At 71.6% G+C, this 19,848-nt stretch carries 19 protein-coding genes; 3 read left to right on the top strand and 16 right to left on the bottom strand.

Features of this window, described 5'->3' with window-relative positions; genetic code table 11:
• Positions 1-282: 282 nt before the first annotated feature.
• From H4O22_RS08005 to H4O22_RS07980, 6 genes are read right to left on the bottom strand one after another with little or no spacing between them, the layout of a single operon-like run.
• Entirely contained in the window at positions 283-930 is a 648-nt protein-coding gene (locus H4O22_RS08005; protein ID WP_182526474.1) for a thioredoxin-like domain-containing protein, read from the bottom strand.
• Positions 930-1,229, bottom strand: a complete 300-nt coding sequence (locus H4O22_RS08000; RefSeq protein ID WP_182526473.1) for a thiamine-binding protein — start codon at positions 1,227-1,229, stop codon at positions 930-932. Before H4O22_RS08000 ends, H4O22_RS08005 begins: the two co-directional genes overlap by 1 nt.
• Positions 1,226-1,747 carry a SigE family RNA polymerase sigma factor gene (locus H4O22_RS07995; protein WP_182526472.1) on the bottom strand — a complete coding sequence of 174 codons (522 nt, stop codon included), beginning with the start codon at positions 1,745-1,747 and terminating at the stop codon, positions 1,226-1,228. Before H4O22_RS07995 ends, H4O22_RS08000 begins: the two co-directional genes overlap by 4 nt.
• The gene (locus tag H4O22_RS07990; RefSeq protein ID WP_182526471.1) at positions 1,734-3,077 is read right to left on the bottom strand and encodes a hypothetical protein; all 1,344 of its coding nucleotides are present in this window, start codon (positions 3,075-3,077) and stop codon (positions 1,734-1,736) included. Before H4O22_RS07990 ends, H4O22_RS07995 begins: the two co-directional genes overlap by 14 nt.
• A gap of 58 nt (positions 3,078-3,135) precedes the next feature.
• On the bottom strand, positions 3,136-3,777 hold the full coding sequence (locus H4O22_RS07985) for a hypothetical protein (RefSeq protein ID WP_182526470.1): 642 nt from the start codon (positions 3,775-3,777) through the stop codon (positions 3,136-3,138).
• A 36-nt stretch (positions 3,778-3,813) separates the two neighbouring features.
• On the bottom strand, positions 3,814-6,693 hold the full coding sequence (locus H4O22_RS07980) for an aconitate hydratase (RefSeq protein WP_182526469.1): 2,880 nt from the start codon (positions 6,691-6,693) through the stop codon (positions 3,814-3,816).
• 271 nt (positions 6,694-6,964) lie between these two features.
• On the opposite strand from H4O22_RS07980, the gene H4O22_RS07975 reads away from it, so the two are divergent.
• The gene (locus H4O22_RS07975) at positions 6,965-7,579 is read left to right on the top strand and encodes a hypothetical protein (protein WP_182526468.1); all 615 of its coding nucleotides are present in this window, start codon (positions 6,965-6,967) and stop codon (positions 7,577-7,579) included.
• A 247-nt stretch (positions 7,580-7,826) separates the two neighbouring features.
• On the opposite strand, the gene H4O22_RS20880 is transcribed toward H4O22_RS07975, so the two are convergent.
• The 7 genes from H4O22_RS20880 to H4O22_RS07940 form a co-directional block, all read right to left on the bottom strand.
• Positions 7,827-7,979, bottom strand: a complete 153-nt coding sequence (locus H4O22_RS20880; protein ID WP_182526467.1) for an Lsr2 family DNA-binding protein — start codon at positions 7,977-7,979, stop codon at positions 7,827-7,829.
• A 42-nt stretch (positions 7,980-8,021) separates the two neighbouring features.
• Complete coding sequence (locus H4O22_RS07965) at positions 8,022-8,912, bottom strand: class II glutamine amidotransferase (protein ID WP_182526466.1); 891 nt, start codon at positions 8,910-8,912, stop codon at positions 8,022-8,024.
• Positions 8,913-9,080: 168 nt separating this feature from the next.
• Positions 9,081-10,469 carry a glutamate decarboxylase gene (gad, locus tag H4O22_RS07960; protein WP_182526465.1) on the bottom strand — a complete coding sequence of 463 codons (1,389 nt, stop codon included), beginning with the start codon at positions 10,467-10,469 and terminating at the stop codon, positions 9,081-9,083.
• Between the two features lie 110 nt (positions 10,470-10,579).
• Positions 10,580-11,017, bottom strand: a complete 438-nt coding sequence (locus H4O22_RS07955) for a hypothetical protein (protein ID WP_182526464.1) — start codon at positions 11,015-11,017, stop codon at positions 10,580-10,582.
• 5 nt (positions 11,018-11,022) lie between these two features.
• Positions 11,023-12,507 (bottom strand): glutamate/gamma-aminobutyrate antiporter GadC, encoded by a 1,485-nt coding sequence (gene gadC, locus H4O22_RS07950; protein WP_182527028.1) that lies wholly within the window; start codon positions 12,505-12,507, stop codon positions 11,023-11,025.
• A gap of 793 nt (positions 12,508-13,300) precedes the next feature.
• A complete protein-coding gene (locus H4O22_RS07945; protein ID WP_182526463.1) occupies positions 13,301-14,452 on the bottom strand; it encodes a class I SAM-dependent RNA methyltransferase in 1,152 nt (383 codons plus the stop codon).
• Positions 14,453-14,454: 2 nt separating this feature from the next.
• Positions 14,455-16,494, bottom strand: a complete 2,040-nt coding sequence (locus H4O22_RS07940; RefSeq protein WP_244963156.1) for an APC family permease — start codon at positions 16,492-16,494, stop codon at positions 14,455-14,457.
• A 73-nt stretch (positions 16,495-16,567) separates the two neighbouring features.
• On the opposite strand from H4O22_RS07940, the gene H4O22_RS07935 reads away from it, so the two are divergent.
• A complete protein-coding gene (locus H4O22_RS07935; protein ID WP_227466276.1) occupies positions 16,568-17,215 on the top strand; it encodes a potassium channel family protein in 648 nt (215 codons plus the stop codon).
• Positions 17,215-17,886, top strand: coding sequence for a potassium channel family protein (locus H4O22_RS07930; RefSeq protein ID WP_182526460.1), 672 nt, complete (start codon positions 17,215-17,217; stop codon positions 17,884-17,886). The genes H4O22_RS07935 and H4O22_RS07930 overlap by 1 nt, the downstream gene beginning before the upstream one ends.
• Before the next feature lie 137 nt (positions 17,887-18,023).
• Here H4O22_RS07930 and H4O22_RS07925 read toward each other — a convergent pair whose 3' ends face one another.
• The 3 genes from H4O22_RS07925 to H4O22_RS07915 are packed head-to-tail and all read right to left on the bottom strand — an operon-like array spanning position 18,024 to position 19,809.
• On the bottom strand, positions 18,024-18,590 hold the full coding sequence (locus H4O22_RS07925; protein ID WP_182526459.1) for a maleylpyruvate isomerase family mycothiol-dependent enzyme: 567 nt from the start codon (positions 18,588-18,590) through the stop codon (positions 18,024-18,026).
• Positions 18,591-18,622: 32 nt separating this feature from the next.
• Complete coding sequence (locus tag H4O22_RS07920; protein WP_182526458.1) at positions 18,623-19,342, bottom strand: hypothetical protein; 720 nt, start codon at positions 19,340-19,342, stop codon at positions 18,623-18,625.
• Positions 19,339-19,809 (bottom strand): sigma-70 family RNA polymerase sigma factor, encoded by a 471-nt coding sequence (locus tag H4O22_RS07915; RefSeq protein WP_244963155.1) that lies wholly within the window; start codon positions 19,807-19,809, stop codon positions 19,339-19,341. Before H4O22_RS07915 ends, H4O22_RS07920 begins: the two co-directional genes overlap by 4 nt.
• Positions 19,810-19,848 lie beyond the last annotated feature (39 nt).

The following is a 19,848-nucleotide window of genomic DNA, read 5'->3' as shown; positions in this document are numbered from 1 at the left end:
TCGAGACCCAGCGACCTACCAAGGGCGTCGAGCAGCGCCAGTTGCCGCGGCTTCTCGGGCTGCGGGGGTCTCGACATCGCTCGTCGCTGGCGCTCCTCGCTGCTCGACCACCGGTGGTCGAGCAGGGACGAAGTCCCGGTGTCGAGACCCGGCGACCTACCAAGGGCGTCGAGCAGCGCCAGTCGCCGCGGCTTCTCGGGCTACGGGAGTCTCGACATCGCTCGTCGCTGACGCTCCTCGCTGCTCGACCACCGGGGGTCGAGCAGGGACGAGGTCCCGATGTCAGACCTCGGTCCCGCCGGTGCCGGCGGGATCCCGCGAGCCGCCCGCGCACGACGCCATCGGCTCCGGGGCGGTCACGCCGCCGGCGTACTCCTCCACGAAGAGCGCGAGCCGCGGGTCGTCGGGGCCGTCGAGCCGGAGCTGGCGGCCCCACACGGTCACCACTACCGGCGCGGGGAGGTCGTCGTACGGCGAGAGGATGCCGTTCTGCGGCAGCGCGTCCTCGAGGGTCGCCACGTCGTCGTCGTCGAGGTCCGGCCGGTAGGTGATCCAGACGGTGCCGTGCTCGAGGTCGTGGACGGCGTTCTCGTCGCGCACCGGCTCGTCGTACGTCCCGCAGTCGAGCCACACGTCGGCGTGCCGTCCGCCGGCCGGCGGCACCGTCTCGTAGGTGACGTCGTCCTCGGTGTGCTCGTTGCTCAGGTCCTCGTGGACGACGACCTCGCTGAGGTCGGCCGGCTCGTCCGCGCCGCCGACGAGGGCGAGCGGCACCAGCACCACGCCGAGGAGCACCAGCACCGCCGCCAGGACCGCCAGCACGAGCGGCAGCCGGCGGCGCGGGGCGGGCGTCGTCGCGGGAGGAGGAGGCGTCGTGGGGTAGGGCTGGTACGCCGGGGGCGGGCCCGGCGGCAGCGGAGGCTCGGTCATCAGCCCTCGAGGGCGCGTTCGAGCCGCTCGACCTTGGCGGTCAGCTGACCGTCCCAGCCCGGCCGGATGTCGGCCTTGAGCACCAGGCCGACCCGCGGCGAGACCGCCGCGACCGCGTCGACGGCGCCCTTGACCACGGCCATCACCTCGTCCCACTCGCCCTCGATGTTGGTGAACATCGCGTTGGTCTCGTGCGGCAGGCCGGACTCGCGCACGACCCGGACGGCGGCGGCCACCGCCTCGGAGACACCCCCGGTCTCGTCGCCGGCCGAGGGGCTGATGCTGAAGGCCACGATCATGGCTCCACCGTAGCCAGCCCCGCCTCCTCGAGGCCCACCACGTCCGGGACGAGGGTGCGCAGCCGCGCCAGCGCGTCGCGGGCGTGCGACTTCACGGTGCCGATGCCGATGCCGAGCGCCTCGGCGGTCTCCCGCTCGGTCAGGTCGTCGTAGTAGCGCAGCACCACCACCGCCCGCTGCCGCGGCGAGAGCTGCTGGAGCGCGGCCCGCAGCGCCTCGCGCTGGTCGAGGTCGGGGCCGGACGCCGCCTGCTCGGGCAGCACCGCCGCCGACTGCTCGCGCCAGCGCCGGGAGCGCCACCGGCTGACGTTCTCGTTGACCAGGATCCGCCGCACGTACGGCTCGGGGTCGTCGGCGATCCGCCGCCACCGCGGCACCGCCTTGACCAGCGTCACCTGCACGAGGTCCTCGGCGTCGGCGTGCTGCCCGGTCAGGAGGTACGCCGTGCGCAGCAGCGCCGAGCGCCGGGCGGTGACGAACTCCTCGAAGCCGGCCCGGTCCGGGTCAGGGCTGGACACGACGCCTCCAGAGCCGCAGTGCCACCACGCCGACGAGCAGCGCGAGTCCCACCCCGCCTGCGGCGACCAGGCGCGGGTCGAGCCGCTCCGGTGGCGACGGCGCGTCGACGAGCGGCGCCCGGAGCGCCTCCGCGGCCACGAGCGTGCCCGGGGAGACGTTCTCGGCCGGCAGTCGGACCAGCTCCCGGTGCTCCCCGGTGCGGACGTCGACGGTCTCGTACACCGCCCCGGTCGAGGCGTAGCGGAGCGTCACGACGTGCTCGTCGTCGCGCCAGCCGACGATCGCGTCGACCGGCTCGGAGCCCACCGGCGCCGGCCGCACGTCGGCGCCGGATCGGGCGGGCACCGGCGCCACCACGACCTGCTGGGGGCGGACGCTCGACTCGCCCCGGGGGTCGGCGTCGCCGAGCGTCGCGAGCCGGGTCCCCCCGGGGCTCACCGCCACCGCGCCCCCGTCGGTCCGGCCGACGAGCCGGGCCAGGCTGGTCACTTCGCCGTCCGCGGTCACGCTGCGCACCGTGCGACCCCGCTGGACGACGAGGCGGTCGCCCCACGTCGTCGCGCCGTCCAGGCTCAAGAGGGCCCGTGGGCCGTCCTCCACGGCCTCACCGGACCCGACGTCCCACCGCAGGACGTGGTGGAACCTGCTGACCGAGCTCCCCAAGTCCGGGGCGTTCTCGTGCTCCCACACCGGGACCCACAAGGTCTCGCCGCTCCACCCCAGACTCTGGGGCGTCACACCCAGCGGTGCCTCCACGTCGTGGCGCACCGTCTTCCCGGTCACGGTGTCGTAGACCGCGACGCCCGAGGCGACATCCACGTCCTCGTCCTCGCCCGGCTCGGCGTACCAGTACGCCAGGCGTCGGCCGTCCGGGCTGAGCGCCACCGTCTCGCCGTCGAGGCTGACGTCGTCCCGCCACCCGGGGAGGTCGAGGAAGGCGTACTCCCCCGAGCCCGTCACCCCGGCGAGGCCGAAGCCCGACCCGGTCCAGCCCGACCGCTCCGCCCCGACGACGGCGACCAGCGGTCCGACCGGACCGGTCCCGTCGGTGCCGGGCGTCCACCCGCTGGGGGTGTAGAGCCGCTCGGGCAGCCGCAGCGACGCCGGGCCCCCGGCCGGGTCGATCCCGGCCGGGCGCACCTGCCACCACGAGCCGGCGCCGGCGGCGAGCACCAGCAGGACGGCGACCACCAGCGCGGCGGCCGCACCCCGGCGGCGCCTGCCGTAGCGCCGCCCCCGGTCCCACAGGTTGCCCGGGTCCCGCGCCTCGCCGGGCGCCGGGGACGCGTCGTCGGCGAGCTCGGCCAGTCGGTCGTGCAGCGTGCTCATCGGGTCCTCCTCGGGTGCTCACCCAGGAACACGCGACGACCGGCCCGGAAGGAGGGGGTCAGGCCGCGCTGAAGATCGCGTACTCCCCCGCGCGGACGGCGAACCCCTCGCTCGAGGAGAGCAGCAGGCACACGACGCCCGCGGCGCCGGCGTTCAGGCACTGCACGTCTCCCGCGCGCGCGACCTCGCCGGGAGCAAGGACGTCGGGCATGTCGCCGCGGATGGTGTCGGTGTTGCAGACCGGGGTCGGGCGGCCGTTCTGGACCTCGATCCGGCCGACCTTCGTGGTCAGCGCCTCGCCGCACACCTTCGGGTCCTCCGCGCCGCCGGTCTGGCCGAGCTCACAGCCGGCGGGGAGCGCCTTGTCGTCCAGGACGCAGTAGATCTCGCCGTCCGGGGTCGCGAACCGGCGGTACGACGCGGGCTCCTGGCCGGAGGCGTCGAAGAGCGCCGTCGCGGCGTCGTACGTGCGCGGGAGCTCGTCGGGCGCCACGGGCGACGCGGACTCCACCGGCGACGGCTCCTCGGTCGCCGACGGCGTCGGCGTGGCGCTCGCCGTCGGGCTGGGGGTCACCGTCTCGGTGACGGTCACGGTCGGGGCCTGCTCCGGCGTCGCCTCCGGGTCGTCGTCGCCGCACCCGGCGAGACCTCCCAGCAGAACCATCCCGAGAACGACCTGTGCCACCCTGCTGCGCCTCATGGGCAGCAGGGTGGCACAGGTGGGAGCGGATCCGGGTCAGGCCTTCCGGAGGTTCCGCAGGACGTACTGCATGATGCCGCCGTTGCGGTAGTAGTTGGCCTCGCCGGGGGTGTCGATGCGGACGACCGCGTCGAACTCCACGTCGCCGGCCGTGACCTTGACGGTCCGCGGCGTGCGCCCCTCGTTCAGCTCGGTGATCCCGGAGATCGAGAACTCCTCCTCGCCGGTGAGACCCAGCGACTCGGCGGTCTCGCCCTCGGGGAACTGCAGCGGGATGACGCCCATGCCGATCAGGTTCGACCGGTGGATCCGCTCGTAGGACTCCGCGATCACGGCCTTCACCCCGAGCAGCGAGGTGCCCTTGGCCGCCCAGTCGCGCGACGAGCCGGAGCCGTACTCCTTGCCCGCGAGGACCACCAGCGGCGTGCCGGCCTCGAGGTAGTGCTCGGAGGCCTCGAAGACCGTGGTCACCTCGCCGCCGGCGGTGAAGTCGCGCGTCACGCCGCCCTCGGTGCCGGGGGCCAGCTGGTTGCGCAGCCGGATGTTGGCGAAGGTGCCGCGGATCATCACCTCGTGGTTGCCGCGGCGCGAGCCGTAGGAGTTGAAGTCGCGCTGGCCCACGCCGTGCTCGGCGAGGTAGCGGCCGGCCGGGGAGTCCTTCTTGATCGCGCCGGCGGGGCTGATGTGGTCGGTGGTCACCGAGTCACCCAGCTTGAGCAGCACCCGCGCGCCGTCGATGTCGGTCACCGGCTGCGGCTCGTCGGGCATGCCGTCGAAGTACGGAGGCTTCCGGACGTACGTCGAGTCCTCGTCCCAGGCGAACGTCTTGCCGTCGGGGGTGGGCAGCGAGCGCCACTGCTCGTCGCCGGCGAAGACGTCGGAGTAGCCCTCGTCGAACATCTCGGCGGTGATCGCGCTGGCGACGACCTCCTCGACCTCGGCGGCCGACGGCCAGATGTCGCGCATGAAGACGTCGTTGCCGTCCTGGTCCTGGCCCAGGGGCTCGTTGAACAGGTCGACGTCCATCGACCCAGCCAGGGCGTAGGCCACCACCAGCGGCGGGGACGCGAGGTAGTTCATCTTCACGTCGGGGTTGATCCGGCCCTCGAAGTTGCGGTTGCCCGACAGCACCGAGACGACCGCGAGGTCGTGGTCGTTGACGGCCTGGCTGACCTCGGGGATGAGCGGACCGGAGTTGCCGATGCAGGTGGTGCAGCCGTAGCCGACGAGGTTGAACCCGAGCTTGTCGAGGTACGGCGTGAGGCCGGACTTCTCGTAGTAGTCGGAGACCACCTTGGAGCCGGGGGCCAGGGTCGTCTTGACCCACGGCTTGCGCTCCAGGCCCTTCTCGACGGCCTTCTTCGCCAGCAGCGCCGCGGCGATCATCACCGAGGGGTTCGAGGTGTTGGTGCAGGACGTGATCGCCGCGATCGCGACCGCACCGTGGTCGAGCTCGAACTCGGTGCCGTCCTCGAGGGTGACCTTGGCCTTGACCGAGGGACGTCCCTCGCCCGCCGCCGCGTGGTCGTGCCAGTCGTCGGGGGCGCCGGCGCCGTTGCCGCCGCCGTGGCCGCCGCTGCCGTTGGACGCGGGCGCGTCGCTGGAGGGGAAGGACTCGGCCGAGGCCTCGTCGACCTTGGAGGCGACGCCCGCGGGCTGCTCCTGCTGCGGCACGCCCGGCTTGCGGTCCTCGCCGCCGGTCCGGCCGTCGGAGACGTAGTCGACCAGGGCGGTGCGGAACGCCTCCTTGGCGTCGGAGAGAGAGACCCGGTCCTGGGGACGCTTGGGCCCGGCGAGGCTCGGCACCACGGTGGCGAGGTCGAGCTCGAGGCGCTCGGAGAAGCGCGGCTCGGCGGCCGGGTCGTGCCAGAGGCCCTGCTCCTTGGCGTACGCCTCGACCAGCGCGAGCTGCTCGGCCGGGCGGCCGGTGAGCTCGAGGTACTTGATGGTCTCCTCGTCGATCGGGAAGACCGCGATCGTGGAGCCGAACTCGGGGCTCATGTTGCCGATGGTGGCGCGGTTGGCCAGCGGCAGCGCGGAGACGCCGGGGCCGTAGAACTCGACGAACTTGCCGACGACGCCGTGCTTGCGCAGCATCTCGGTGATCGTGAGCACCAGGTCGGTGGCGGTCGCGCCCTCGGGCAGGTCGCCGTTGAGCTTGAAGCCGACGACGCGCGGGATGAGCATGGAGACCGGCTGGCCGAGCATGGCCGCCTCGGCCTCGATGCCGCCGACGCCCCAGCCGACCACGCCGATGCCGTTGACCATCGTGGTGTGGGAGTCGGTGCCGACGCAGGTGTCGGGGTAGGCCTGCAGCTCGCCGTCGACCTCGCGGGTGAAGACGGTGCGGGCGAGGTGCTCGATGTTGACCTGGTGGACGATGCCGGTGCCCGGCGGGACGACCTTGAAGTCGTCGAAGGCGCCCTGGCCCCAGCGCAGGAACTGGTAGCGCTCGCGGTTGCGCTCGTACTCGATCTCGACGTTGCGCTCGAAGGCCTCGGGGGTGCCGAAGACGTCGGCGATCACGGAGTGGTCGATGACCATCTCGGCCGGGGCGAGCGGGTTGATCCGGGCCGGGTCGCCGCCCAGGTCGGCCATCGCCTCGCGCATGGTGGCGAGGTCGACGACGCACGGGACGCCGGTGAAGTCCTGCATGATCACGCGGGCGGGCGTGAACTGGATCTCCTTGCTCGGGTCCGCGTCGGCGTCCCAGCCGGCGATCGCCTTGATGTCCTCGGCGGTGATGTCCGCGCCGTCCTCGGTGCGCAGGAGGTTCTCCAGCAGGACCTTGAGGCTGTACGGCAGCGACGCGACGTCGAGCCCGTCACCGGTGACCGCGTCGAGGCGGAAGATCTCGTAGGACGTGCCGTCCACGTCCAGGGTGCTCTTCGCACCGAAGCTGTCCTGACTGGCCAAGGCCGTTCATCTCCTCTGTCGCTGCTGCGATGACGTCGGTGGGTCGCACTCAATCTTGCCGTACCCAACCGCCGCCGCGATATCTCTTGACGTCAAGATACACGACGTCGAGGGGGTGGACAATTGGAGTCCGGAGGGGGTGCCGGATTCCCCGGTGATCCGGGGAAACCTGATGTTCGGGGCCCATCGCGATGCCCCGGAACATCAGGTTCTCCCTGAGAAGTCCGGCAGGGCGTACGCCGATGTCGGCGCCCCCTGCTGGAGTGCGGCCATGCCTTTGACGCCGCCTGCCCTCGCCGTCCGCCTCCGTCGCCTCTGGGCCGGGGAGATCGTCACCTCGGACGAGCTGGCGACCAGCCCGCTCGGCGTCGCCTGGCACGAGTGCGACCTCGCCCTCGTCGGCACCGTGCTGACCGTCGTCGGTCCGGCCCGCTGCCGCGACGCGCTGGCGGGCCCGCTCGGCGAGCTGCTGGCACGTCGAGCGTCGGAGGTGACTCGGGCGAAGGTCACGGACGTCCGCTGGCGCACCGGCGCCCGGCCGGCGTCGGTCCGGCCCGACCGGACCTCCGACACCGACGTGTTCGGCGCCCAGGACCCCCTGCTCGACGCCTATCCCTCGATCCTGGCCGACCTCCGGGCCGCCGTCCCGGCCAACGCCGCGCCGGCCGCGCTGGCGGCCGTCGGGGCGCTGCGGCTCGTCGGGGTGTCGCGGCACCGCCTGTGGTTCGCGGCGCGCACCTCGGGCGACCGCGACGCCTTGGGCAAGGTGCCGGGGGCGAGAGCCGCCCTCTTCGTCGCCGTCCAGACCTACCAGGGCGTCAAACGGCCGCTCCACCACGTCCTCGTCGACCCGTCGTACCGGGCCAAGGGCCTCCTGCTCGGCTAGGACGCCGGCACCAGCGCGCTACGCATTCGACGTGGTGTGTCATCGGGGAACACGTCGATGGGCCTGAGCGTGAGAACGATCCTGTGCGACTGGCTCACTCCATGAACAAACTGCCCTCCGACCTGCAGCGATGCCACCTGAGAGGTCTGAGGGCGCCAGCAAGCCGCTGAGGACGTTTGCGGATCAAAGCGAGCCCATTCCGAGCCCTCGTGTCAGCGGGCACCGGCTGTCGCAGGCGACCGCAGTGTCAGATCTCGCCGCGAGCGCGGGCCTCGAGGTACTGATCCATGACTGTCACCGGGATCCGGCCGCGGTCGAAGACGACGATGTCGTGCGCGGACGCCCAGCGACGTACGTCCGCCGGGCTCGGCGGTGCGCGAGCGCGACCCGAAGTGAGCATCGAAGGACTTGCACGTGATCGCTTGTGAGGCGCGGTGTTGGCCTAATGGCCCGCGGCCAGGCCCTCGTGACCACCGGGATGCTGGGCGAGCGCCGTGTCCCGATCGAGGTCGCCGATCGCCCGGAGGTGGGCGGGATGCGCAGGCAGCGGGCTGGAGCTGTGCACGTCCAGGTCCGGGCCGACGTGGAGAACCTCTCCCGAGTCCAGCAGCCGCCAGCCGGGGTCGTCGGTCATCGGCTCACTGGCGATCACGACGCTGCGCTGGCCGGCGAGCTCCTCACTGCGCGTGCTGATCCGGTTGGTGCCGTGCTGGAGCGCGTCGAGGCCGTCTCGGCCGGAGACCTCGAGCACGTGGAGCTCGTGGGTGTCGGGGTAGCGCACCGCCCACAGGTCAGTGGGGGTGGCCAGGATGATGTTGACCGCGTACAGCGTCAGGTTCTCCGCGATCCAGCTCAGTGCAGCGGTGATGGCGGCGCCGACGTCCCCTCCGTTGCGACGCGCCTCCGCGCTGATCAGCGCGAAGACCCGCTCGGAGTCGGTCTGCCCGTGGACCAGGCTCATCGCGTCGAGGTCTCGCAGGCGGTCCTCGAGTCGGTCCAGGTCCTCCACCACACCGTTGTGGGCGAGCAGGCGTCCGTCCTGCGCGAAGGGATGGGTGTTCTCAGGCCGGACCGGGCCGGTGGTCGCGTAGCGCACGTGGGCCACGAAGGTGGTGCTGGCCAGGTCCTTGGACTCGGTGGCGAACGCACGATCGTCGTACGCGGGCAGCGGCTGCTTTTCCAGGACGGGGTGGCCGTCGACCCCGAAGACCCCCAGTCCCGTGCCGTCGGGCATCCGATGGCTCTGCTCGGCCAAGCTGTCCGGTGCGCTCAGCAGCCAGAACGTCGCTCGTCGCGGCGTGCGCCCCGCGTGCATCCCGAACAACCGGCACATGGATCCTCCTGAGGCATCAGCTCTGTGTTTCCAGTGGGCACCCGCGCGCTCGGCGGGACGTGTGGCGCGCTTCGACGGGCTCGGCTGGCTCCTGCGGAGGTGGTCAGCGTCGCACGCCCAGCGTCGGCCCGGCGTGGGCCGACGCTGGGCGTCTCGTCGCTCCGGTCGTCAGTGGTGGAAGGAGGTCCCCTCGTCGGCCCCCAGCGATTCCTTCAGGCCATGCTTCTCGAGGGTCTCGAGCGACCGCCGGTAGTCATCGAGCAGCAAGCTGGCCATGTCGCGACTGAAGTCGTGACGCACCAGGACCCGCTGGATCGCCAGGTCCTCGCGGTGCGGCGGCAGCGTGTACGCCGGCACCTGCCACCCGCGGGTGCGCAGCCGGTCAGCGAGGTCGAAGAGGTTGAACCCGTGGTCGACCCCCTCCTTGAGCTTCCAGGTGAGTCCAGGGATGCCGCCGCGACCGTCGTAGATCATCTCGAACGGGCCCATGGCCGCGATCTCGTCGGAGAGGTAGCGCGCCGTGTCGTAGCCCGCCTGGTGGATCTTGCGGTAGCCCTCCCGGCCGAGGCGGAGGAAGTTGTAGTACTGCGCGACGATCTGGCCGCCGGGGCGTGAGAAGTTCAGCGCGAACACCGCCATGTCGCCGCCGAGGTAGTTGACGTGGAAGACCAGGTCGTCCGGAAGCTCCGCGGCGTCGCGCCACACCACCCAGCCGACGCCGAGCGGGGCCAGCCCGAACTTGTGTCCCGAGGCGTTGATCGACTTCACCCGGGGCAGCCGGAAGTCCCAGAGGAGGTCCGGCTCGACGAACGGGGCGATGAAGCCCCCGCTGGCGCCGTCGACGTGCATGGGGATGTCGAGCCCGGAGTCGGCCTCGAGCTTGTCCAGCGCCGCGGCCACGTCGGCCACGGGCTCGTACTGACAGGTGAAGGTCACGCCGAGCGTGGGGACCACCCCGATGGTGTTCTCGTCGACCCGCTTCAGCACCTCCTCGGGGTTCATGATCAACCGGTCGCCCTCCATCGGGATCTCACGGTGCTCGATGTCCCAGTAGCGGGTGAACTTGTGCCAGCAGATCTGGACCGGTCCGGTGACGAGGTTGGGCCGGTCGGTCGGCTGCCCCGCGGCACGTCGGCGCTCGCGCCACTTCCACAGCAGCGCCATCCCGCCGAGCATGGCGGCCTCGCTCGAACCGGTGGTCGAGGTCCCCATCGTGTCGGCCGCATCCGGGCTGTTCCAGAGGTCGGCGAGCATGTGCACGCAGCGTGCCTCCAGCTCGGCGGTCTGCGGGTACTCGTCCTTGTCGATCATGTTCTTGTCGACCGACAGCGTCATCAGCTCGTTGATCTCGGGCTCGACCCACGTCTGGCAGAACGTCGCCAGGTTCTGACGTGAGTTCCCGTCGAGCATCAGCTCGTCGCGCACCACCTGGAACGCGTGCCGAGGAACGTGCTCGTCGGCGGGAAACTTGTACTTCGGCATCGCGGTCGACAGGTCGGTCGAGGCGAAGACGTCGTCCTCGAGAGCGTCTCGGACTGAGTTCTTGTGGTGCAACATGTGGGTCGACTCCTCATGGTCCGCGCGTGCTCGCGCGGGTCGGTGGGTCATGCATGGCTGCTGCTCGGTCGCGTCTGCGGTGGGGGGGGCCGGCTCTCGCCGACCAGGTCCTACGGCGTCGGGACCGTGTCCTCGGTGTCGAGCTCCTCGACGAGGTCCTCGAAGTCGGCGAGCTGGTCAGGGCAGTAGGTATCGATGACGGCCAGGTCGTAGTTGACGAGGCTGGGGTCCAGCACCACGCGGCGGAGGTTGTTCGCGTTGTTGCCGAACTGCGAGAGGGCCAGCTGTTGCTGGAGCTCGCCGACGTTCTCGCAGCTCACGCCACCGTCGGTGCCGTAGAGCGAGGCCGCCGTCTCGGCGTCGATCGTGGGCAGGCCGCTCGCGGCCAGGCGGTCGTTGAGCTGGCCGGCGAGAGTGCGTGCCTCGTCGCTGCCGGAGTCGGATGCGCTCCCTGCGGCGGAGCAGCCGGTGACCCCGAGCCCCACGGCGAGGACCAGGCCGGCCGCTCCCACGGAGGAGCGGAGTGCTCGTGCTTGCGTGGCGATCATCGGACTCAGGCCTCCTGACCCTGACCAGGACCCTGCGGGCCGTGGGCATCGGTGCCGTCCGGGGCAGGGTCGATCTTCCATTCCGGCTTCCGCAGCCGGTAGAGGACGAACGGCCAGACAGCGAGGAGCACGATGCCGGCGACGAGGATCAGGATGTAGATGCTCTGTGGTGTCGAGTCGGCGTTCCCCGAGGGTTCGACGAAGCCCAGGATGAAGGCCGCCAGGCTGGCCACGAACCCGATCGTCCCGACGACGGGCATCGCCGGCGACCGGAAGCCGCGCTTGACGTCGGGGCGCGTACGGCGGAGCTTCATGGCCGCCAGGAACATGATCATGTACATGATCAGGTAGAGCTGGACGGCCATGGCGGTGAGGATCCAGAAGACCGACTGCACCGACGGCAGCACCGCGAACAGGATCGACAGGACCGTGACGATGAGTCCCTGGGCGACCATGATCGGGACCTGCATGCCCCGGCTGTTGGTGCCCTGCAGGCGGGGAGGGAGGTAGCCCTCCTTGCCCACGAGGAGCAGACCCTTGCTCGGCCCGGGGATCCAGGTGACCACCGAGGCGAGGATCCCGATGACGATCAGCAACGCCATCACCGTGGTCCCCCAGGAGATCCCGAGATGGTTGAAGAACACGTCGAAGGCCTGCAGCACGCCCTGGGTCAGGTTGACGCTGGACCCCGGCACGCCGACCGAGATGGCGAGCGTCGGCAGGATGAAGACGAACAGGATCAGCACGACGGAGAGGACGATGGCCTTCGGGAACTCCTTGGCGGGCCTGCGCATCTCGGTCACGTGGACCGCGTTCATCTCCATGCCGGCGTAGGAGAGGAAGTTGCTGACGATCAGCACGATGCTCGCCAGGCCGGTGAACTTCGGGAACCACTCCGCGTCACTGACCGCGGGCAGCTGCGACTTACCTCCGTCGGCGACGAAGGCCACCGCGAAGACGATCAGGGCCGCGGCCGGGACGAGCGTCCCGATCAGGAAGCCCCACGTGCCCACCTTGGCAAACGCGTCGACGCCGAACGTGGCGATGAGGGTGGAGACCCAATACACGACCAGGATGACCAGGCCGGTGAAGAGCCCGGAGTTGGCCAGGCTCGGATCCCACACGTAGGCCAGCGCCGAGGCGAAGAAGGCCAGCTGGGCCGGGTACCACGCGACGTTCTGCATCCACTGCTGCCAGATCGCGAAGAACCCGATCTGGTCGCCGTAGGCCTCCTTGACCCAGACGAAGACCCCGCCCTTCCAGCCACTGGCCAGCTCTGCGGCCACCAGCGCCACCGGCACCATGAACAGGATCGCCGGCAGCACGTAGAGGAAGATCGACGACCAGTCGTAGGCGGCCATGGCCGGCAGCCCGCGCACACTGGCGACGGCGGTGGCGATGAGGATCGCCATCGACGTCCAACTGATAGCCGTGCGGCCCGCCCCCGAATCTGGCGGAGAAGCCGGTGGTCGTTGTTCCCGAGACGTCATGGCGTGCCTTTCGTCGAGGAGCCGAGCCGAGGCGAAACGACTGACTTCGACGCTAGGAACGATCGATGTGCCGAACAACTGCCTTTCGCCCCCAGAACGACCGGGCATGCGTCACTAGTGGAGTCCACATGAGTGGTGTACGACGACACCGCGGTGAGCCTGTCTCCCACAAGGAGGACGGCCACCGGGTGATCCTTCGAGTGATCTGCGAGAACCGACTCGAAGAAGGACCCATCGCCCGCGCACCCGTATGGGTCAGACGAACACGGTGCAGGTCCCACCGCCTGCTGCATGCGAATCGGCGAACTGCTCGCCCTTCGATGGTCCGACATCGAGCTGACGCCGCCTCCCGAACGGCCGGACGACGACGGGTGGTTCCCGTGGCTGGTGGTGGACGGCCAGATCACCTCGAAAGGCAAGCAGGTCGACTACGGCAAGACCCACGCCGCGATCCCCCCATCGCGCTCCCGGACTGGGCTGCAGTGCTGCTACGCCGACGCAAGGTTGGCCAGACACCGAACGACCTCGACGCAGTGTTCATCACGCGCAACGGCACGTGGCCCTTCCCCACCAACGTCCCGGGCCGGCTGGGGCATATCCGCCACCTCGCCGACTACGCAGACCTCGCCGCGCTCCAGGACGTTTCACCCCACGCGTTCCGCCGGCCTGTGGCCACAACGGACTCTCCAACAGAGCGAGGGAGGCGTCACAACCCGAGCCTGAGAACTCAAAGTGAGCCCGAGTGAGCCTCAAGGCCCGTTCTCGGGACCCAAGCCCGAGAGCCCAGATCGCATCAGCGCAGGTCAGGGTCTGTTTTCTCCAGCAGGGCGACGCATTCGACGTGGTGCGTCATCGGGAACAGGTCGAGTGCGCGCAGCGACCGCAGCAGGTAGCCGTGCTCGGCGAAGATCCCCACGTCACGGGCCAGCGCGGCCGGGTCGCACGCGACGTACGCGACCGCTCGGGGCCGGCGGGCCACGACCTGCTCGACGACCGGTCGGCGCGCGCCCTCGCGCGGCGGGTCGAGGACGACGAGGTCGAAGGGGTCGTCGTACGCCGTGGCCAGCACCTCGCCGACGTCCCCAGCGCGTACGTCGGCCGTCGACACGTTCAGCGCCGACAGCGCCGAGGCCTGCCGGTCCCCCTCGACCGCGACCACCCGGCCGGACTCCCCCACCGCGTCGGCGAGGAACCGCGAGAACAGCCCCACGCCGGCGTACAGGTCCAGGCAGGTCTCGCCCGGCTGCGGGCGGAGCGCGTCGAGGACGGCGCCGACCAGCGTCTGCGGGGCGCCCGGGTGCACCTGCCAGAACCCGTCGGCCGCCACCTCGAAGCGGCGCCCGTCGACCTCCTCGACGACCGTGCCGGGGGCGGGCTCGCGGGCGTCGGGGTGGGCGATCCGGCAGTCGTCGATCCGGATGACGTCGCGCGAGCGGTGCCGGCGCATGCCGATGCCGCCGTCGGCCAGGTGGACGTACTGCTGACGGGTGCGCCAGCGCAGGCCCAGCTCCACCTCGGGGACGTCGCCCGGCACGCCCTCGACCGTCACCGCGACGTCGAGGCCGGCGAGCCGGGAGAGCTGCTCGCGGACCACGTCGGCCTTCAGCTCGCGCTGCCGCCCGAGCCGCACGTGCTGGAAGTCGCAGCCGCCGCACAGGCCCGGGCCCGCGAACGGGCAGGGCGGCACCACCCGGTCCGGGGACGCCGCGAGCACCTCCACCGCGTCCGCCCGCCAGAACCGGTCGCCGTCGGTGCCCTCGGTGACCTCGAGGACGACGCGCTCCCCCGGGATCGCGTGGCGGACGAAGACGACCCGGCTCTCGGGCTCGGGCAGCCGGACCACGCAGTGCCCGCCGTGGGCGACCGGGCCGACCTCCGCCTCGAAGCGCTCGCCGACGCGGGAGCGCCCGCGCGGCTTCCGGGTCCGGGGATGGCGGTGACCCACGGCTACCGCGGGTCCTTCCGGCTGCGCTCGTCGACCTTGCCGCGCCGCAGGTCGCCCGGGCGGACCCGGAGGTCGTCGCGCAGCTCGCGCTCGCGGGCGATCTGGGAGGACCGCAGCTGGAACGGCACCGAGGTGACCATGACGCCCGGGGTGAACAGCAGCCGGCCCTTGAGCCGCAGCGCGGTCTGGTTGTGCAGCAGCTGCTCCCACCAGCGCCCGACGACGTACTCCGGGATGTAGACGGCGACCACGCCGCGCGGGTTGGCGCGACGGATCTCGGTGGCGTACTCGACGACCGGGCGCACCAGCTCACGGTACGGCGAGTGCAGGACCTTGAGGGGCACGTCCATCCGCCGCTCGTCCCACTCCTGGAGGAGCTGCTGGGTCGCCTCGTCGTCCGTGGCGACGTACACGCCCTCCAGGGAGCTGGGCCGGGTGGCCTTGGCGAACGCGAGCGCCCGCAGGGTCGGCTTGTGCAGCTTGGAGACCAGCACGATCGCGTGCACCCGGGTCGGCAGCACCTTGTCGTCCTCGTCGGCGGCGAGCTCGAGGGCGACGTGGTCGTAGTGGCGCCGGATGCCGCGCATCAGCATGTAGAAGCCGGCCATCGCCAGGATGGTGATCCACGCGCCGGCGAGGAACTTGGTGATCATCACGATCACCAGCACCACCGCGGTCATCACCAGCCCGACGGTGTTGATGGCTCGCGACCGGGTCATCTTCCGCCGCGCGGCGGGGTCCCGCTCGGTGGCCAGGTGGCGGGTCCAGTGCCGGATCATGCCGAGCTGGCTGAGGTTGAAGGAGACGAAGACGCCGACGATGTAGAGCTGGATCAGGCGGGTCGGCTCGGCGTCGAAGGCCAGGATCAGCACGATCGCCATCGCCGCGAGGAAGACGATGCCGTTGCTGTACGCCAGCCGGTCGCCGCGCGAGCCGAGCGCGCGCGGGGCGAAGCCGTCCCGGGCCAGGATCGAGCCCAGCACCGGGAACCCGTTGAACGCCGTGTTGGCCGCCAGCACCAGGATGACGCCGGTCACCGTGATCACGAAGTAGAAGCCCGGGTCGAAGCCGTCGAACACGGCCCGGGCGATCTGGGCGATCACGGCGTGCTGGTCGTAGTCGGGCGGCACCGGCTCGCCGTCGCGCGAGAGCCGGTCCAGGTCGTGCGGGTCGACCATCCGCACGCCCATCTGGCGGGCCAGGACGATGACGCTCACCATCATGGTGATCGCGATCAGGCCGAGCAGCAGCAGCGTGGTCGCGGCGTTCTTGCTCTTCGGACGCTGGAACGCCGGCACGCCGTTGGAGATCGCCTCGACTCCGGTGAGCGCCGCGCAGCCGGACGAGAACGCCCGGGCCAGCAGCAGCAGGAGCCCGAGCGTCGTCAGCGGCTGGTCGAGGCCGGCCTCCGGCTGGATGACGAGATCGGCGCTCTCGACGTCGGGCAGGTCGCCGGTGACCATCCGGAGGAACCCGTAGGCGCACATGCCGAGGATCGCGACCATGAACGCGTACGTCGGGACCGCGAAGAACCGGCCGGACTCGCGGATGCCGCGCAGGTTCATCGCCATCAGCACGACGACCGCGAGGGACGCCGCGGTGGCCTCGTGGCCCTCCAGGGCCGGGATCGCGGACGCGGCGTACTGCGCCCCCGAGGAGATCGAGACCGCCACGGTGAGCACGTAGTCGACCAGCAGCGCGCTCGCGACCGTCGTGCCCGCGCTGCGCCCGAGGTTGACCATCGCGACCTCGTAGTCGCCACCGCCGCTGGGGTAGGCGTGCACGGTCTGGCGGTAGGAGGCGATCACGACCGCCATCACCAGGGCGACGGCGAGCGCGATCTTCCAGGACCAGACGTACGCCGAGGCCCCGGCGAGCGAGAGCATGATGAAGACCTCGTCGGGTGCGTAGGCCACCGAGGAGAGCGCGTCGCTGGCGAAGACGGGCATCGCGATGCGTTTGGGCAGGAGCGTCTCACCCAGCTGGGAGCTGCGGAGCTTGCGTCCCAGCAGGATCCGCTTCGAGACGTCACCGGCACCCACGAGCGCACACGGTACGACAACGGCGAGATCCCCGGCGCCGAAGGGATACGGTTCACCCGTGCATGTCGTGATCATGGGCTGTGGCCGCGTCGGTTCGACGCTCGCCCGCAGCCTCGAGGACCGCAACCACACGGTGTCGATCATCGACAGCGAGCCCGACGCCTTCCGGCGCCTCGGCCCCGGTTTCAACGGGGACAAGGTGACCGGGATCGGCTTCGACCAGGAGGTGCTGGAGAAGGCGGGGATCAAGCGCGCCGACGCGTTCGCGGCGGTCTCCTCGGGCGACAACTCCAACATCATCGCGGCCCGCGTGGCGCGCGAGACCTTCGGCATCCAGCAGGTCGTCGCGCGGATCTACGACCCGGGCCGCGCCGAGGTCTACCAGCGGCTCGGCATCACCACCGTCGCGACGGTGAAGTGGACGGCCGACCAGGTGCTGCGCCGGCTGCTCCCCGTCGGCGCCGAGCCCGACTACCGCGACCCGTCCGGCACCGTCCGGCTCGACCAGGTGCCGATGCCGGAGCGCTGGGTCGGCCAGCGGACCGTCGTCTTCCAGGAGCAGTCGATGAGCCGGATCGCGTGGATCGACCGGCTCGGCGAGGGCATGCTCCCGTCCCGGGAGAGCGTCATCCAGGAGGGCGACCTGGTCCACCTGGTGATGCGCGAGGAGAACGCCGCGCACGCCTACCAGGTCATCGAGCGCGGACCCGAGGAGCACTGATGAGAGTCGCCATCGCCGGCGCCGGCGCTGTGGGGCGCTCGATCGCCCGCGAGCTGATCCAGAACGGCCACCAGGTGCTGCTGGTCGACAAGAGCCCCGACTCGATCAAGCCCGAGCGGGTGCCCGACGCCGAGTGGCTGCTCGCCGACTCCTGCGAGCTCTCCTCGCTCGAGGAGGCACGGCTCGACCAGTGCGACGTCGTCATCGCCGCGACCGGCGACGACAAGGTCAACCTGGTCACCTCGCTGCTCGCCAAGACCGAGTTCGGCGTCCCGCGCACGGTGGGGCGGGTCAACCACCCCAACAACGAGTGGCTGTTCACCGAGGCCTGGGGCGTCGACGTCAACGTCTCGACCCCGCGGATCATGTCCGCGCTGGTCGAGGAGGCGGTCACGGTCGGCGACCTGGTGCGGCTGTTCACCTTCCGCCAGGGCCAGGCCAACCTGGTCGAGATGACGCTGCCCGCGGACTCGCCGTACGTCGGCAAGCCGACGGGGCTGATCCCGCTGCCGGAGAACTGCGCCCTGGTCACCATCCTGCGTGACGGCCAGGTCTACGTGCCCGACCCCGAGCAGCCGGTCGAGTCCGGCGACGAGCTGCTGTTCGTCGTCCACGCCGACGGCGAGGACGACCTCGAGCGGCTGCTCGCGCCCTCCGCGCACGGGGGCTGAGGGGGTCGCTGCTGGGGAGTTACGGGATCCCCGGTTCACCGGGGATCCCGTAACTCCCCAGCCCCTGCAGTCGCTGGGAAGTTGCAGGAGACCCTGGGAAGTCCCCCTGCCCAGTACGCCGCGCCGCGGCCGCCGCGTCAGGCACGCGGCAGCGACCGGCCATCGGGCAGCGTCCGGCCGCTCAGCAGGGCGACCAGGCTGCCGGGGTCGGCGCCCTCCCGCTGCACCCCGGCCGGGTCGACGCCGAACCACGCCCCGCCCGAGACGACCAGCTGGTCGAGGACCGCGCTCACCGCTTCGGGAGGCGCGACCGGCGGCCGGCCCAGCGCGACGGTCACGTCCAGGGAGTGGACGACCGCGAGCGTCAGCGCGCCGACGGCTCCCCCGCCGGGCGGCTGCCATGCGTGCAGGTCCGGCGACCGGAGCTGGTCGAGCAGGTCGGCGGCGGGCAGCGTGGCGTCCCGGGCCGCCACGGTGTCGGACAGCACGCCGAAGTCACCGCCGGCGGCCGCCATCTCGGCGCCGTACGACTCGGGCGTGAGCCGCACCGGCATCGTCACGTGCGCGACGACGTGGCGCACCCGCCATCCCTCGCACAGCGACGCGGCGTCCCAGGCGTCCTCGTCGGCCGCCAGCAGGTCCGCGAGCCCGCCGTAGGTCACGGCCACCCAGCCCAGGGCCGCCTCGTCGTGGGGGTCTGCCATGGGGCCACCCGAGCAGGCCCCCGACGGCCGCGTCAACCGCGCGGTACGACGTGCTCGGCGCGCTCGCCCACCGGCGGCACGAGCACCCGGCCGTCGACCAGGTAGTCGACGGTGAACGCGGCGGTGCCGGGCGGCACCTCGAGCACGTAGTAGGTACCGCCCTCGTGCTCGAAGGTCGCGGCGTCGAACGGGTCACCGCCGCCGAGGGACACCCGCACCTGGTCCACGTCGGGGTGGAGGGCACCCATCCAGAGGAAGCCGTCGCCGATCACCGAGCCGCCGTCGGCGTCGTAGGTGTGCTCCGGCGGGTTCCGCGGGGCGGTCGGCGGGCACCCGTCGCGCGTCGGGCTGCCGAAGAACGCCCCGGTGGTGTTCCACTCCTGGCCGACGGTGTTGTTCTCCTCGAGGACCAGCTCGATGCCGGACGGGTGGCCCTCGCAGCGCGGCACCTGCCTGCCGTCGACGACCCAGTAGCGCTGCCCGTCCAGGCTGTCGCTGAGGATCGGGTCCGCGGGCGGGATCCGGTCGACGTGCTCGGGGCCGAACCCGACCACCGCGGCAGCGGCGAGCGGGAGGGCGGCGACCGCCGCACCGGCGGCGACCAGCGGCCCCCGGCGGCGCCGCGGACGACGGCGGGCGGCGGCCGGGACGGCCCCCGGGTCGCCCTGCACGGTGTCGGCGACAGCAGTCAGGGTGCGGCGCAGCCGCTGGTCGAGGTCGTCCTCGACGTCGTCGTGGTCGAGCGGGGTCATGGCAGGTCCTTCCGGAGTCGGGCGAGGGCGCGGCGCAGGTCCGAGCGCACGGTGCTGGCCGGCCGGTCCAGCAGCCGGCCGATCTCCACGAGCGGGAGGTCCTCGTAGAAGTGCAGGACGACGACGGCCCGCTGCGTGGTCGGCAGCCGGCGGACGAGCGCCCAGGTCTCGTCGACCTCCGGGATGGCGGTGACCGGCTCGGCGTCGGCGGGCAGGCGACGACGCCGGAACTCGCGCCGCTGCCCGTCCTTGGCGAGGTTGACGACGCTGCGGCGCAGGTACGCCGGGGGGTCGTCGATCCGGTCCCAGCGCGACTGGGCCGAGGCGAACGCGCTCTGCACGACGTCCTCGGCGGTCTCGCGCGATCCGGTCAGCAGGAAGCCCAGCCGCACCAGCGGCAGCCACTGCTCGCGGTAGGTCTCCTCGAGCAGCGGGGGGTCCGCGTCGTCCAGCCTCAGGTCGCTCACACCCCTACGTCGTCCGACGGGGGGGCCAGCGTTGCACCG

This window comes from Nocardioides dongkuii, from assembly GCF_014127485.1.
GTDB lineage: Bacteria > Actinomycetota > Actinomycetes > Propionibacteriales > Nocardioidaceae > Nocardioides > Nocardioides dongkuii.
This window is presented reverse-complemented; position numbering and strand designations above follow the sequence as displayed.

Coding starts and splice junctions, on each gene's coding strand:
- H4O22_RS07965 (WP_182526466.1), bottom strand. CDS start 8,912: ATGTGCCGGTTGTTCGGGATGCACGCGGGGCGCACGCCGCGACGAGCG.
- H4O22_RS07975 (WP_182526468.1), top strand. CDS start 6,965: ATGCCTTTGACGCCGCCTGCCCTCGCCGTCCGCCTCCGTCGCCTCTGG.
- H4O22_RS07955 (WP_182526464.1), bottom strand. CDS start 11,017: ATGATCGCCACGCAAGCACGAGCACTCCGCTCCTCCGTGGGAGCGGCC.
- H4O22_RS07930 (WP_182526460.1), top strand. CDS start 17,215: ATGAGAGTCGCCATCGCCGGCGCCGGCGCTGTGGGGCGCTCGATCGCC.
- H4O22_RS08005 (WP_182526474.1), bottom strand. CDS start 930: ATGACCGAGCCTCCGCTGCCGCCGGGCCCGCCCCCGGCGTACCAGCCC.
- gadC (WP_182527028.1), bottom strand. CDS start 12,507: ATGACGTCTCGGGAACAACGACCACCGGCTTCTCCGCCAGATTCGGGG.
- H4O22_RS07920 (WP_182526458.1), bottom strand. CDS start 19,342: ATGACCCCGCTCGACCACGACGACGTCGAGGACGACCTCGACCAGCGG.
- H4O22_RS07985 (WP_182526470.1), bottom strand. CDS start 3,777: ATGAGGCGCAGCAGGGTGGCACAGGTCGTTCTCGGGATGGTTCTGCTG.
- H4O22_RS20880 (WP_182526467.1), bottom strand. CDS start 7,979: ATGCTCACTTCGGGTCGCGCTCGCGCACCGCCGAGCCCGGCGGACGTA.
- H4O22_RS07935 (WP_227466276.1), top strand. CDS start 16,568: ATGGGCTGTGGCCGCGTCGGTTCGACGCTCGCCCGCAGCCTCGAGGAC.
- H4O22_RS07990 (WP_182526471.1), bottom strand. CDS start 3,077: ATGAGCACGCTGCACGACCGACTGGCCGAGCTCGCCGACGACGCGTCC.
- H4O22_RS08000 (WP_182526473.1), bottom strand. CDS start 1,229: ATGATCGTGGCCTTCAGCATCAGCCCCTCGGCCGGCGACGAGACCGGG.
- gad (WP_182526465.1), bottom strand. CDS start 10,469: ATGTTGCACCACAAGAACTCAGTCCGAGACGCTCTCGAGGACGACGTC.
- H4O22_RS07925 (WP_182526459.1), bottom strand. CDS start 18,590: ATGGCAGACCCCCACGACGAGGCGGCCCTGGGCTGGGTGGCCGTGACC.